The organism is Pseudomonas sp. SHLD1 (genome assembly GCF_028640935.1).
Classification (GTDB): Bacteria; Pseudomonadota; Gammaproteobacteria; order Pseudomonadales; family Pseudomonadaceae; genus Chryseomonas; species Chryseomonas aestiva.
On the sequence record NZ_JAQZAD010000015.1, the window covers coordinates 70,001 to 84,594 of the forward strand.

At 64.8% G+C, this 14,594-nt stretch carries 11 protein-coding genes; 7 read left to right on the forward strand and 4 right to left on the reverse strand.

All coding sequences use genetic code 11. The annotated features are described in order from the left end of the window. Positions 1 to 34: 34 nt before the first annotated feature. The 3 genes from PVZ77_RS12585 to thiI form a co-directional block, all read right to left on the reverse strand. Positions 35 to 424: a lysozyme inhibitor LprI family protein gene (locus tag PVZ77_RS12585; protein ID WP_273806826.1), complete on the reverse strand. Its 390-nt coding sequence runs from the start codon at positions 422 to 424 to the stop codon at positions 35 to 37. 145 nt (positions 425 to 569) lie between these two features. Then, complete coding sequence (gene typA, locus PVZ77_RS12590) at positions 570 to 2,387, reverse strand: translational GTPase TypA (protein ID WP_183631680.1); 1,818 nt, start codon at positions 2,385 to 2,387, stop codon at positions 570 to 572. Positions 2,388 to 2,544: 157 nt separating this feature from the next. Beyond that, on the reverse strand, positions 2,545 to 3,999 hold the full coding sequence (gene thiI / locus PVZ77_RS12595) for a tRNA uracil 4-sulfurtransferase ThiI (RefSeq protein WP_273806828.1): 1,455 nt from the start codon (positions 3,997 to 3,999) through the stop codon (positions 2,545 to 2,547). Positions 4,000 to 4,384: 385 nt separating this feature from the next. Between thiI and glnA the strand changes: the two genes are divergently transcribed. The 5 genes from glnA to ntrC all read left to right on the forward strand — a co-directional run bounded on the left by glnA (position 4,385) and on the right by ntrC (position 9,787). Beyond that, positions 4,385 to 5,791 carry a glutamate--ammonia ligase gene (gene glnA / locus PVZ77_RS12600; protein ID WP_017639449.1) on the forward strand — a complete coding sequence of 469 codons (1,407 nt, stop codon included), beginning with the start codon at positions 4,385 to 4,387 and terminating at the stop codon, positions 5,789 to 5,791. A gap of 160 nt (positions 5,792 to 5,951) precedes the next feature. Next, positions 5,952 to 6,470, forward strand: coding sequence for a DUF4124 domain-containing protein (locus PVZ77_RS12605; protein ID WP_273806830.1), 519 nt, complete (start codon positions 5,952 to 5,954; stop codon positions 6,468 to 6,470). Further along, positions 6,470 to 7,108: a DUF4124 domain-containing protein gene (locus tag PVZ77_RS12610; RefSeq protein ID WP_273806831.1), complete on the forward strand. Its 639-nt coding sequence runs from the start codon at positions 6,470 to 6,472 to the stop codon at positions 7,106 to 7,108. Before PVZ77_RS12605 ends, PVZ77_RS12610 begins: the two co-directional genes overlap by 1 nt. 171 nt (positions 7,109 to 7,279) lie before the next feature. Continuing rightward, a complete protein-coding gene (gene glnL, locus PVZ77_RS12615) occupies positions 7,280 to 8,344 on the forward strand; it encodes a nitrogen regulation protein NR(II) (RefSeq protein ID WP_208693123.1) in 1,065 nt (354 codons plus the stop codon). 12 nt (positions 8,345 to 8,356) lie between these two features. After that, entirely contained in the window at positions 8,357 to 9,787 is a 1,431-nt protein-coding gene (gene ntrC / locus PVZ77_RS12620) for a nitrogen regulation protein NR(I) (protein ID WP_007161316.1), read from the forward strand. 1,219 nt (positions 9,788 to 11,006) lie between these two features. Here ntrC and PVZ77_RS12625 read toward each other — a convergent pair. Continuing rightward, positions 11,007 to 11,564, reverse strand: coding sequence for a hypothetical protein (locus PVZ77_RS12625; protein ID WP_273806833.1), 558 nt, complete (start codon positions 11,562 to 11,564; stop codon positions 11,007 to 11,009). Between the two features lie 72 nt (positions 11,565 to 11,636). On the opposite strand from PVZ77_RS12625, the gene PVZ77_RS12630 reads away from it, so the two are divergent. Then, positions 11,637 to 12,104: a tRNA (cytidine(34)-2'-O)-methyltransferase gene (locus PVZ77_RS12630; RefSeq protein WP_273806834.1), complete on the forward strand. Its 468-nt coding sequence runs from the start codon at positions 11,637 to 11,639 to the stop codon at positions 12,102 to 12,104. 76 nt (positions 12,105 to 12,180) lie between these two features. Then, the gene (locus PVZ77_RS12635; RefSeq protein WP_273806835.1) at positions 12,181 to 14,529 is read left to right on the forward strand and encodes an FdhF/YdeP family oxidoreductase; all 2,349 of its coding nucleotides are present in this window, start codon (positions 12,181 to 12,183) and stop codon (positions 14,527 to 14,529) included. Positions 14,530 to 14,594: the final 65 nt, after the last annotated feature.

Consider the following 14,594-nt stretch of genomic DNA (forward strand, 5'->3'; position numbering starts at 1 on the left):
GGGGAACGGCGAGATCTCTACCCCGCCAGCTACCTCACTGCCCCAGCTTGCCCGCCTCGCAGCCGGTGCTGGCGCACTCGCGCAGGCGCTCCTTGAGCACCTCCAGGCGGCTGTCGGTCAGGCTGACGGCGCAGTCCAGGTTGACGAAGTAGCCATCGGCCTCCTCTCGGGCACACTGGCTGTCGCGCTGCTTGATCCAGGCCAGCTGGCTCTGCTTGAGCACGGCCTGCTGATCGGCCTGCAGCTGCTTGCGCAATTCGCCATAGGTCTGGTTCAGCGACTTGTCGCTCTGGGCGAACAGGTTGCTGGCGCAGTAGACGGTGTCGAAGGCATTGCGTGGCGTGCCGCAACCGGCGGCCTGGGCCGTGGCGAGCCCGAAAATACCGGCCAGGGTGAGGGTGGCGACGAGGGTGTTCTTGAGCATGGCAGCATCCTGCAAGGAGGCCGTCCGGAGTGGCGCGGCCATGAGACCAAACCTAGCAGAACCACCGGCTCCGCGCGTCGCGCTCGCAGAAAAACAGCCAACAAAAAAGCGCCCGAAGGCGCTTTCCTGTAATACCCGGGCGGGATCAGACCTTGGAACGCTCGAAGCGCTTGCGGTCGTTCTCGTTCAGGTACTTCTTGCGCAGACGGATGGACTTCGGCGTCACTTCCACCAGCTCGTCGTCGGCGATGAATTCCAGCGCCTGCTCGAGGGTGAACTTGATCGGCGGCACCAGGGCGATGACTTCGTCCTTGCCCGAGGCGCGCATGTTGTCCAGCTTCTTGCCCTTGGTGGGGTTGAGCACCAGGTCGTTGTCACGGCTGTTGATGCCGCACAGCTGACCTTCGTAGATCTCGTCGCCCGGCGCCAGGAACAGCTTGCCGCGGCTCTGCAGGGTTTCCAGCGAGTAGGTCAGCGCAGTACCGGTGGCCATGGAGACCAGCACGCCGTTCTGACGGTTGGTCACTTCGCCGGCCTTGATCGGGCCGTAGTGGCTGAAGGTCGAGGTCAGGATGCCGCTGCCCGAGGTCAGGGTCAGGAAGTTGTTACGGAAGCCGATCAGGCCACGCGCCGGGATGGTGTATTCCAGGCGGATACGGCCCTTGCCGTCGGGGATCATGTTGGTCAGATCGCCCTTGCGCAGACCCATCTGCTCCATCACCGAGCCCTGGTGCTGCTCTTCGATGTCGATGGAGACGTTCTCGTAGGGCTCCTGCTTCACGCCGTCCTTCTCGATGATCACCACTTCCGGACGGCCCACGGCCATCTCGAAGCCTTCGCGGCGCATGTTCTCGATCAGTACCGACAGGTGCAGCTCGCCACGACCGGAGACCTTGAACTTCTCGGCCGACTCGCCCGGCTCGACGCGCAGGGCCACGTTGTGCAGCAGTTCCTTCTCCAGCCGGTCCTTGATGTTGCGGCTGGTGACGAACTTGCCTTCACGACCGGCGAACGGCGAGTCGTTGACCTGGAAGGTCATGCTCACGGTGGGCTGGTCGACGGTCAGCGGCGGACGGGCTTCGACGTTCTGCGGATCGCACAGGGTGTCGGAGATGAACAGCTCGTCCATGCCCGAGACGCAGACGATGTCGCCGGCTTCGGCTTCGGCCACTTCCACGCGCTGCAGGCCGGAGTGGCCCATGATCTTGAGGATGCGACCGTTGCGCTTGCTGCCGTCGTCGCTGATGGCGACGACCGGGGTGTTGGCCTTTATGCGGCCACGGGCGATGCGGCCGATGCCGATCACGCCGAGGAAGCTGTTGTAGTCCAGCTGGGAGATCTGCATCTGGAAGGGGCCATCCAGATCGACCTGCGGGGCCGGCACGTGGTCGACGATGGCCTGGAACAGGGCATCCATGTTGTCGTCCATCTTCTCGTGGTCCAGACCGGCGATGCCGTTCAGGGCGCTGGCGTAGACGATCGGGAAGTCCAGCTGCTCATCGGTGGCGCCGAGGTTGTCGAACAGGTCGAAGATCTGGTCGATGACCCAGTCCGGACGCGCGCCGGGACGGTCGATCTTGTTGACCACCACGATCGGACGCAGGCCGGCCTTGAAGGCCTTCTGGGTCACGAAGCGGGTCTGCGGCATGGGGCCGTCCTGGGCGTCGACCACCAGCAGCACGGAGTCGACCATGGACATCACGCGCTCCACCTCGCCACCGAAGTCGGCGTGGCCGGGGGTGTCGACGATGTTGATGTTGTAGTCGCCCCACTTCAGGGCGGTGTTCTTGGCCAGGATGGTGATGCCACGTTCCTTTTCCTGGTCGTTGCTGTCCATCACCCGCTCGTTTTCCGCTTCTTTGCGGTCCAGGGTGCCGGACAGGCGCAGCAGCTTGTCGACGAGGGTGGTCTTGCCATGGTCGACGTGCGCGATGATGGCGATGTTGCGTAGATTCTCGATCACAGTGGTGTTCTCGGTATAGAAATGAAGGAGCTTCAGCCAGCAGGCTGACAGCCGGAGATTGCAAAGGCGCGAAACGCGGCCGACCGGCACGTGGCCGGCGGGCTAGAAGAGGTCGGGAGGGCGGTGGCGGATACTGCCACCCAGCAGGCCCGGCTGCTTAGGCCGGACGATAAACGCGCACATTGGCGTGCCCTTCGGTGAGCAGGTGATGGGCGTGCAGCCGGCTCATCACCCCGCGGTCGCAATAGAGAAGGTACTGGCGATTCTCGTCCAGTTCCTTGAAACGGCTGTTGAGCGCGAAGAACGGCATGGCCTGCACCTCGATGCCGGGCAGCTCCAGCGGCTGGTCTTCCTGGGCGTCGGGATGGCGAATGTCCACCACGACCTGCCCGGGCAGCGGTTGGTCAACCTCTTCCACCTGCACGTCCTTGCCCAGCTCCTCGATCACCTTGTCGACGGTGATGAAGCGCGCGCGTTCCAGGGCGGCGTCGAGCACCGCCAGGTCGAACTTGCCTTCCTCGTGCTCCACCCGCAGGGCCTTGGCCTTGGTGGTGGGATTCACCGAGATGATGCCGCAGTACTCGGGCATGTGCTTGGCGAAGTCGGCGGTGCCGATGCGCTGGGCGGTGTCGATGATGTCCTGCTTGTGGCTGGCCAGCAGCGGGCGCAGCACCAGGGTATCGGTGGCCTTGTCGATCACCGCCAGGTTGGTCAGGGTCTGGCTGGAGACCTGGGAGACGGCTTCGCCGGTCACCAGCGCCTCGATCTGCAGCTGTTCGGCGATACGACTGGCCGCGCGCAGCATCATGCGCTTGAGGATCACGCCCATGTGGCTGTCGTCGCACTGGGTGAGGATCTGCCCCACCACTTCCTCGAAGGGCACGCTGATGAACAGCACGCGCTGGGAGCGGCCGTACTTCTCCCAGAGATAGTGGGCCACTTCCATCACGCCCAGTTCGTGGGCGCGCCCGCCGAGATTGAAGAAGCAGAAATGGCTGACCATCCCGCGCCTCATCATCTGGTAGGCGGCCACGGTGGAATCGAAACCACCGGACATCAGCACCAGCACCTGCTCCAGGGCGCCCAGCGGATAGCCGCCCAGCCCTTCGTGGTGCTCGTCGATGATGAACAGCCGCTGGTCACGGATCTCCAGGCGAACGTTCACCTCGGGATTCTTCAGGGCGATGCCGGCGCCGCCGCAGCGTTCGCGCAGGCCACCACCGACATGGCGCTCGACGTCCATCGAGGAAAAACCATGGCGACCGGCACGCTTGCAGCGCACCGAGAACACCTTGCCGCGCACCCGCTCGCCGAAGTGGCGTACGCACAACTCGAGAATCGAGTCGAAGTCGCCCAGCGGATACTCGTGGACCTCGAGGAACTGGCCGATGCCCGGGGTGCAGGCCAGGCGCTGCTTCAGCTCCGCCAGCAGCCGCGGCTCGGCGAGCGCGGTCTCCAGGGTGATGTTGTCCCAGACCCCTTCCACGCGGACATCCGGATCCAGATCGCGCAGCACGACACGAATGTTCTTCACCAGCTGGCGAATGAAATTCTTGCGCACCGGGCGACTCTTGATGGTGATTTCCGGAAAGACCTTGATGATGAGCTTCATGAGCGGGAAACGGGGGGCGGGTAACGCGAAAGAAAAGGGCGAATATCATACCTGAAAACCATCACGCACTCGAATTCAGCCGACAAAATCATCTACGGCGCCATTTAGGTGCAGAGAAGAATTTATAAGCACCAACTTGGTGCGTAGATACGTCGCCGATTGGCCTGAAAACGGCACGACTGGCGTCAGGAAGGGCTTCCAGCCCATTTGAGGGCACTGGCATACAACTTGCTCTCTTGTGAGGCAGCCGCCCCTGGGCCAGCATAGGGCGCTTTTCGTGGAACGCCGGTCGCTGACCAGGCAGTACGGAAGCGCCCCTCAAGGGCACAGCTGATACCGGGAGTACCGCCAACCGCTCCCGGCCGAAATTCCTCTGGAGGAAACCATGTCGAAGGCTGTTCAACTGATCAAAGAAAACGACGTGAAGTGGGTAGACCTGCGCTTCACCGATACCAAAGGCAAGCAGCAACACGTCACCATGCCGGCGCGTGACGCGCTGGACGAAGATTTCTTCGCCCACGGCAAGATGTTCGACGGCTCCTCCATCGCCGGCTGGAAAGGCATCGAAGCCTCCGACATGATCCTGCTGCCCGACGACAGCACCGCCGTTCTGGACCCGTTCACCGAAGAGCCGACCCTGATCCTGGTCTGCGACATCATCGAACCCTCCACCATGCAGCCCTACGAGCGTGACCCCCGTGGTATCGCCCGCGCTGCCGAGGAATACCTGAAGTCCACCGGCATCGGCGACACCGTGTTCGTCGGCCCGGAGCCCGAGTTCTTCATCTTCGACGAAGTGAAGTTCAAGTCGGACATCTCCGGCTCCATGTTCAAGATCTTCTCCGAGCAGGCCTCCTGGAACACCGATGCCGACTTCGAGTCCGGCAACAAGGGCCACCGTCCGGGCGTCAAGGGCGGCTACTTCCCGGTTCCGCCGGTCGATCACGATCACGAAATCCGTACCGCCATGTGCAACGCCCTGGAAGAGATGGGCCTGGTCGTGGAAGTCCACCACCACGAAGTGGCGACCGCTGGCCAGAACGAGATCGGTGTGCAGTTCAACACCCTGGTCAAGAAGGCCGACGAGACCCAGACCCTGAAGTACGTCGTGCACAACGTGGCCGATGCCTACGGCAAGACCGCCACCTTCATGCCCAAGCCCCTGTACGGCGACAACGGCTCCGGCATGCACGTGCACATGTCCATCTCCAAGGATGGCAAGAACACCTTCGCTGGCGAAGGCTATGCCGGCCTGTCCGATACCGCCCTGTACTTCATCGGCGGCATCATCAAGCACGGCAAGGCGCTGAACGGCTTCACCAACCCGTCCACCAACAGCTACAAGCGTCTGGTGCCCGGCTTCGAAGCCCCGGTCATGCTGGCCTACTCGGCCCGTAACCGCTCCGCCTCCATCCGCATCCCCTATGTGTCGAGCCCGAAAGCCCGCCGCATCGAAGCCCGCTTCCCGGATCCGGCTGCCAACCCCTACCTGTGCTTCGCCGCCCTGCTGATGGCCGGCCTGGACGGTATCCAGAACAAGATCCACCCCGGCGATGCCGCCGACAAGAACCTGTACGATCTGCCGCCGGAAGAAGGCAAGAAGATCCCGCAGGTCTGCGGCAGCCTGAAGGAAGCCCTGGAAGCCCTGGACGCCGGTCGCGCGTTCCTGACCAAGGGCGGCGTCTTCACCGACGAGTTCATCGATGCCTACATCGAGCTGAAGTCCGAGGAAGAGATCAAGGTGCGTACCTTCGTGCACCCGCTGGAATACGATCTGTACTACAGCGTCTGATCCCGCTGCGGTAATTGAAAGAGGCCTCCTTCGGGAGGCCTTTTCTTTTGCCCTGGGAAAATCGCCGCGACCGACGCCAGCGCGGAGCGGCCGAGCTGCCTACCTGCCCACACGACGCGCCTGCTACCCTTGATCCCCATCGCCCGGCCGAGATTCCGCCATGCCTCGCCTGCTTGCCTGCTGTCTGCTCTGCCTTGCCTGCTCCGCCCAGGCCGCGATCTACAAGTCGGTGGATGCCGAAGGCAACACGGTATTCAGCGATCAGCCCTCGGCCAATGCCAAGCCGGTGCAGGTGGCGCCCACCAATACCGTGGACAATCCACGACCGGCGCCGCCCACCCCCAGTGCTCCTGCAGCGGCGACCCCCGCCGGTCCGGCCTTCAGCCGTCTGGAGGTCAAGGTGCCCGACGATGAGGCCATCCGTGCCAACAACGGTACCTTCTCGGTGGGGGTAGCCGTGGAACCGGCCCTGGGCCCGGGGCAGTCGCTGCAATTGCTGGTAGACGGCGCGCCCTACGGCAGCCCCGGCCAGAGCACCCGCTTCGGCGTGGCCAATCTGGAGCGCGGCGAGCACCGCTTCGCGGCCCAGGTGCTGTCCGGCAACGGCGAGGTGATCCAGACCAGTGCCGAGAAGACCGTGACCGTGCAGCGCATCAGCGTCAACAGCCCGGCCCGCTGATGCGTCCGCTGCTGATCCTGCTGCTGCTCTGCCTGCTGCCGCCTGTCCAGGCGGCGGTCTACAGCTATGTCGACAAGGAAGGCAATCGGGTCTACACCGACCAGCCACCCAAGGGCGTCAAGGCGACCCAGGTGCCGATCACGGTGCCCAACAACCTCAACCAGCAGGGCCAGCCGACCCGCAAGCTGAGTCCGACCCCCGCCGCCCCGGTGGCCAGGACCCCCAAGGCAGCGCCCTTCCGCTACCAGATGCTGCGCATCCTGGTGCCCGAGCCGGATGCCACGGTGATCGATCAGGAAGGGCAACTCATCGTCAGCCTGGTCAGCGAGCCGGCGTTGCAGCCGGGGCACACCTACCGGCTGCTGCTGGACGACAAGGAAGCCGGTGCCGGGCGCAGTCCGGTGTTTCCCCTGGGCAACCTGGATCGCGGCAGCCACAGCCTGGTGGCGGAGATCCTCGCCGCGGATGGCAACGTGCTGGAGCGGACGCCGGCGCAGCCCTTCCACCTGCGCCGCCCCTCTCTGGAGCAGAAGCGCCTGGCCCATCCCTGCAGCGACAAGGATTGGGGCAAGCGCCCGGAGTGCCCGCTGGACCTGAAACCGCCCGAACCCAGGAAATCCTGGCTACCCTTCCTCTAGCGCACCTATTTGGTGCGCTTTTTCATTGTGCACCATCTTGATACAAATCCAGTTTTGCTCCGCCCGCCGCACGGCGGCTGTTAGTGCACGTTACAGCCATCTGCCCTAACTCGGGGCGTCTTGGTTTGCTTCTTGCATTTTCCTATCGTCCCTATAGCGCTGTGGCCCCTCATGCCTACCGACGTCATCCACCGACTCCTGCTCGACAACCTCACCACCGCGGTCATCCTGCTCGATGCGGAGTTGCGCCTGGAGTACATGAACCCGGCGGCCGAGATGCTGCTGGCCATCAGTGGCCAGCGCAGCCATGGCCAGTTCATCAGCGAGCTGTTCACCGAATCGCCCGAGGCCCTGCAGGCGCTGCGTCAGGCGGTGGACCATGCCCACCCCTTCACCAAGCGCGAGGCGCTGCTGATCTCCACCTCGGGCAACAGCCTCACGGTGGACTATGCGGTGACCCCGATCCTGGATCGCCACAACACCCTGCTGCTGCTGGAAGTCCATCCGCGCGACCGCCTGCTGCGCATAACCAAGGAAGAAGCGCAGATCTCCAAGCAGGAGACCACCAAGCTGCTGGTGCGCGGCCTGGCCCACGAGATCAAGAATCCCCTCGGCGGCATCCGCGGCGCGGCCCAGCTGCTGGCGCGCGAGCTGCCGGAAGAGGCGCTCAAGGACTACACCAACGTCATCATCGAGGAAGCCGACCGGCTGCGGAATCTGGTCGATCGCATGCTCGGCTCCAACAAGCTGCCGAAGCTCGCCATCACCAACGTTCACGAGGTGCTCGAACGGGTCTGCAGCCTGGTGGAAGCGGAAAGCCAGGGGCTGATCAACCTGGTGCGCGACTACGATCCGAGCATTCCCGACCTGATGATCGATCGGGAGCAGATGATCCAGGCGGTGCTCAATATCGTGCGCAACGCCATGCAGGCCATCTCCCAGCAGAACGAACTGCGCCTGGGCCGGGTGACTCTGAGAACGCGCACCCTGCGCCAGTTCACCATCGGCCACCACCGCCATCGCCTGGTGTGCAAGGTGGAGATCACCGACAACGGTCCGGGCATCCCCCAGGACCTGCAGGAAACCATCTTCTATCCCATGGTCAGCGGTCGCCCCGACGGCACCGGCCTCGGGCTTGCCATTACCCAGAACATCATCACCCAGCACCAGGGGCTGATCGAGTGTGAAAGCCATCCTGGCCACACCGCCTTCAGCATCTTCCTGCCGCTGGAATAACGAGGAGTACGCATGAGCCGTCAGGAGACCGTCTGGATCGTCGACGACGACCGTTCCATCCGCTGGGTCCTGGAAAAAGCCCTGCAACAGGAGGGCATGACCACCGTCGCCTTCGACAGCGCCGACAGCGTCATGACCCGCCTTGGCCGCCAGCAGCCGGACGTGGTGATCTCGGACATCCGCATGCCGGGGACCAGTGGCCTGGACCTGCTGTCGCGCATCCGCGAGATGCACCCGCGCCTGCCGGTCATCATCATGACCGCCCATTCCGACCTGGACAGTGCCGTGGCCTCCTACCAGGGCGGCGCCTTCGAATACCTGCCCAAGCCCTTCGACGTCGACGAGGCCGTGGCCCTGGTCAAGCGCGCCGGACAGCACGCCCAGGAGCAGCAGGGCTTCGCCGAGCCAGCGCACCTGACCCGCACCCCCGAGATCATCGGCGAGGCGCCGGCGATGCAGGAGGTGTTCCGCGCCATCGGCCGGCTCTCGCACTCCAACATCACGGTGCTGATCAACGGCGAATCCGGTACCGGCAAGGAGCTGGTCGCCCACGCCCTGCACCGCCACAGTCCGCGCGCCGCGGCGCCCTTCATCGCCCTGAACATGGCCGCCATCCCCAAGGATCTGATGGAGTCCGAGCTGTTCGGCCACGAAAAAGGCGCCTTCACCGGCGCCGCCGCTCAGCGCCGGGGCCGCTTCGAACAGGCCGACGGCGGCACCCTGTTCCTCGACGAAATCGGCGACATGCCGGCCGACACCCAGACCCGCCTGCTGCGCGTACTGGCCGATGGCGAGTTCTATCGCGTCGGCGGCCATACGCCGGTCAAGGTGGACGTACGCATCATCGCCGCCACCCACCAGAACCTCGAAGGCCTGGTGCGCGAGGGCAAGTTCCGCGAAGACCTGTTCCATCGCCTCAATGTCATCCGCATCCATATCCCGCGCCTGGCCGATCGCCGCGAGGACATCCCCGCCCTCGCCCGCCACTTCCTCGCCCGCGCCGCCCAGGAACTGGCCGTGGAACCCAAGACCCTGCGCGGCGAGACCGAGGAGTACATGAAAGGCCTGCCCTGGCAGGGCAACGTGCGCCAGCTGGAGAACACCTGCCGCTGGATCACGGTGATGGCCTCCAGCCGCGAAGTGCTGATCGACGATCTGCCGCCGGAGCTGCTCAACCAGCCCCAGGACGCCGCCCCCGCCGCCAACTGGGAACAGGCGCTGCGCCAGTGGGCCGACCAGGCCCTCACTCGCGGCCAGTCCAGCCTGCTGGACAACGCCGTGCCGGCCTTCGAACGCATCATGATCGAGACCGCCCTCAAGCACACCGCCGGCCGCCGCCGTGATGCCGCCGTCCTGCTGGGCTGGGGCCGCAACACCCTGACCCGCAAGATCAAGGAGCTGGGCATGAAGGTGGACGGGCCGGATGAGGAGGGGGAGGACTGAAGGTTATCGACCGTACCGTAGGTTGGGCTGAGCGATAGCGAAACCCAACATTGCCAGGCTTGAACTTCATATCGGTGCCCTAGCTGCTTATCGTGTTTTGCTGATAGCCCTTGTTTCGCCCACCCGGGCGACTCACTTTTTTCAATCGCGGCTGCGCGCCCCGGACAAAAGTAAGCAAAAACGCTGTCCCCACGTTTCGGCCCTCCGCTGCGCTCCGGGTCCCCTCGCTCCGGCGCCGCTCCAGGGGCACGGCACGAAGGGGCTTCCTGCCCCTCGCGCCTTGCTCGGCGTCCTGCCTCGCAACCCACGCCACGACACCGGAACTCGGCCTCACTGACGGGGACGGGGCGCCAGCCTGAGGCTGCGGTGTTTACATGGAGAGCCAGATTCGTAGCGTGGAAAACCGCGCAGCGTTTTTCATAGTTGAGCTCGGACGTCATCCGTGGACAAGGCTTCGCCGTTGTCCACGCTACGGGCTCTTCAACCAACACTTTCAGGCTAGCGAATCGCCCCGTTCAGGAGGGCGAACGCCAGGGTCGTGGAGTGGGTCGAGCCGCAGGGATGCGGCGAGAGGCCTAACGGGCCATGGACGGCCCGTGTAGGCCGACCCCGGAACGGCGCTGGGGTGAGCGAAACGTAGCGAGGCGGAGTAACAGCCGCAGGCTGGCCCGAAGGGTGAGCGCAGCGAAGGGCCGGATGATCGGGGCAAGCGGTTTTGGTTACTTTTGTCCGGGACGCGTAGTCCGGGCCGCGTAGTCCGGGACGCGCAGCCGCGATTGGCAAAAGTGACTCGCCCGGGTGGGCGAAACAAGAGCTACAAGCAGACCACGCTAAACAGCTAGGGCAACGATAAACCAAGGCACTACTGTCAGCTCCGCATTGTTGGGCTTCGCTAGCGCTCAACCCAACCTACAAAATCTCCACCCCCACAAACGCAAACCTGGCACACCTCCTGCAACACCCTAGGTAACTACCCTTTTGGGGACCTCGGTACAGGCAGGCTGGGGAATCCCCTCTTTTCTTCCCGAGGCCATCACCCAGTGTGATGGCCTCTTTTTTTCGTCTACGAAAAGCCACAAGCCTCATTCCAGAGGGCTTCCAGTGCAAAATCCGAGACGGCACGACCTTCGGCGGAAGGCGAAGCATCTGGGCAACCCGGCGCCACATCCCGTTCCGCTCTGGTGCAAACCACCAGTCCTTTGCCTGATAACGGGGCATTTCAGGGGGTCAGCGGGACCTCGACGTGGAGCACCCAGTCCTCGCCTTCCTCGACGATACGATCACTGGCCTGCAGGGCGCCGCCGACGCCTACCAGCAAAACCTTCAGGTCCTGTCCGTCCTGGCGCACCATCCAGGAAAAGCTGCCGCCCGGCCGCGCCACCCGCCCCTGGCGTTCGCCGCCGTCCCAGCGGGCACGGGGCAGGCGCAGGCTGAGGGCGCCGTCGGGGCGATAGCGTTCGTAGAACAGCGAGCGATCGGCGGTGATCAGCAACTCGAAGCGGCCGGCTTCCTGGCGACTGTCCACCCCCAGGATGACCGGGCGGCGGGCCTCGGACGACCAGGGATCGGGATGGGTACGCTGGTACACCAGCTGGCCGATGATCATGCCGAACAGGCCGGCGCCCAGGGCCGCCGAGGCCAGCCAGAGGGTCAGGCGCTGGCGCTGGCTGCGCCATTCGGCCTTGAGCAGGTCGGGATCCTCCACCCGCGCCAGTTCGTCCCGGCGGGCGCGCTGTTCGCGCAGCAGCCAGTCGACCAGCCGGCGCCAGAGGTTCATCGCCCGCCCCCGCTCGCGACGGCGCGCCGGCGGCGCAGTACCATAGGCGCTTTGCCAGGCGCCCTGCCCTTCATGTTCGACATCATCCTCTACCAACCGGAAATTCCGCCCAATACCGGCAACGTCATTCGCCTGTGCGCCATCACCGGCTGCCGCCTGCATCTGATCGAGCCGCTGGGCTTTGCGCTGGACGACAAGAAATTGCGCCGCGCCGGCTTGGACTACCACGAGTGGTCCAGCGTGCGGACCCATGCCAGCCTCGCGGCCTGTATAGCAGATTTGCAGCCACCCCGACTGCTGGCCTTCACCACCAAGGCCAGCCATCGCTTCACCGAGATTGCCTATGCGCCGGGCGACGCCCTGCTGTTCGGCCCGGAAAGTCGCGGCCTGCCGGCCGAGGTGCTGGAGTCCCTGCCGCCCGAACAGCGGCTGCGCCTGCCCATGCTGCCCAATCGCCGCAGTCTCAATCTGTCCAACACCGTGGCCGTGGCGGTCTACGAAGGCTGGCGCCAACTGGGCTTCGCCGCACCGCCGGGCTGACCGCCAGAACCTTACTCCCAGACGCGCCGTCCCATGACCTACAGGCACATCGCCAGACCGTCACACGAGGCGCACCATGAGCAAGATCGGCAAACCCAAGGTTGAACGCTACGATGCGCCCTCCGGTGGCTGGGGCTCGGCGCGCTCGGTGACCGAAATCGTCCTGCGTGAACGGGTGCCGCTCAAGTCCGGCGCCCTGTTGGCCAGGCAGAACAAGCACGGTGGCTTCGCCTGCGTGAGTTGCGCCTGGGCCAAGCCCGGCAAGCCTCACCCGCTGGAATTCTGCGAGAACGGCGCCAAGGCCACCGCCTGGGAGGTCACGAGCAAGAGGTGCGGACCGGAGTTCTTTGCCGGCCATTCCCTCACCGAACTGCGCGGCTGGCGCGACTACGACCTGGAAGAGGTCGGACGCCTGACCCACCCCCTGCGCTACGACGCCGCCAGCGATCGCTATCGGCCGGTGAGCTGGGCCGAGGCCTTCGCCGACATCAGTGCCGAGCTCAAGGCACTGGATCCGGATTCGGTGATCTTCTACGCCTCGGGTCGTGCCGCGCTGGAGACCTCCTACCTCTATCAGCTCTATGCCCGCCTGTATGGCACCAACAACCTGCCGGACAGTTCCAACATGTGTCACGAGAGCACCTCGGTGGCCCTGCCCAAGAGCATCGGCGTGACCGTGGGCACCGTGACCCTCGACGACTTCGATCAGACCGACTGCCTGCTGTTCTTTGGCCAGAATCCGGGCAGCAACAGCCCGCGGATGCTGCATGACCTGCAGGAAGCACGCAAACGCGGCGCGCCCATCATCACCTTCAACCCCCTGCGCGAACGTGGCCTGGAGACCTTCGTCAATCCGCAATCGCCGGTGGAGATGCTGACCGACCATCCCACCCAGATCAGCACCCAGTACCATCAGCTCAAGCCGGGCGGCGACCTCGCGGCCCTTACCGGCATGTGCAAGGCGCTGCTGACCGCCGATGACCAGGCCCGTGAACAGGGCCAGCCCGCGGTGCTCGACCATGCCTTCATCGCCGAGCACTGCCATGGCTTCGCCGACTTCTGCGAATGGCTGCAACGCCAGGAGTGGCCCCAGCTGGAGCGCCAGTCGGGTCTCACCCGCAGCGCGCTGGAGGCGGCCGCCGCCGTCTATGCCCGCTGCCAGAAGGTCATCGGTATCTATGGCATGGGGCTGACCCAGCATCGCTACGGGGTGGAAACCATCCAGATGCTGGCCAACCTGCTGCTGCTGCGCGGCAACCTCGGCAAGCCTGGCGCCGGTATCTGTCCGGTCCGGGGGCATTCCAATGTCCAGGGTCAGCGCACCGTGGGTATCACCGAAAAACCGGAACTGGCGCCGTTGAAGCAGCTGGGCGAGCGTTTCGGCTTCGCCCCGCCGCAAGACAAGGGCCGCAATACCGTAGAGGCCTGCGAAGGCATCCTCGACGGCTCGGTAAAGGCCTTCATCGGCCTGGGCGGTAACTTCCTGCGCGCCATTCCCGAGACCAGCCTGATGGAGCCCGCCTGGCGCACCCTGCGCCTGTCGGTGCAGATTGCTACCAAGCTCAATCGCAATCATCTGGTGCCGGCGGACAAAGCCTATCTGCTGCCCTGCCTGGGGCGTACCGAGATCGATCGCCAGAACGAGGTGGAGCAGGCCCATAGCACCGAGGACAGCACCGGCTGCATCCACGGCTGGCGCGGCGCGGCCGAGCCGCCCGAGGGTGAGTTGCTGTCCGAGCCAGCCATCGTCGCCGGGCTGGCCAAGGCTACCCTGCCCGACAACCCCAGGGTCGCCTGGGATGCCTGGGTGGCAGACTACGCCCTGATCCGCGACGAGATCGCCCTCTCCTTTCCGGAGATCTTCCACGACTTCAATGCGCGGATGTGGGAGGTAGGTGGCTTCCATCGCCCGCTGCCGGCAGCCAAGCGCGAATGGAAGACCGAAACCGGCAAGGCCAACCTCATCGTGCCACGCAGCCTGGAAGAGGATCCGGACATGCCCGCGAGCGGGCGTGACGTCCTGACCCTCATGACGCTGCGCAGCAACGACCAGTTCAACACCACCATCTACGGCTATCACGATCGTTTCCGCGGCGTGAAGGGTACCCGGGCGGTGCTCTTCATGAATCGCAACGACATCGAACGCCTGGGCCTGGCCGAAGGCGACAAGGTGCAGGTGTCGACGGTGGCCGACGATGGCGTGCGCCGCGAAGTGGGGCCGCTGCGGGTCACGCCCTACAACATCCCGGAAGGCGCCTGTGGCGGCTACTACCCGGAATGCAACGCCCTGATTCCGCTCTGGCACCATGCCGAAGGCAGCAAGGTACCGGCGGCCAAGGCCATCCCGGTACGCCTGAACAAGCTGATCGCGGCGAACGACGGCGGCTTTCCGGTGGAGCCTGAGGGGTATGGGGCGCAGTATTAGGCCCTGCTGGAGTCTCGCCTGAGCGAGGCCATGGCCTGCCTGTTGGGCTTCGCTGCGCTCAACCC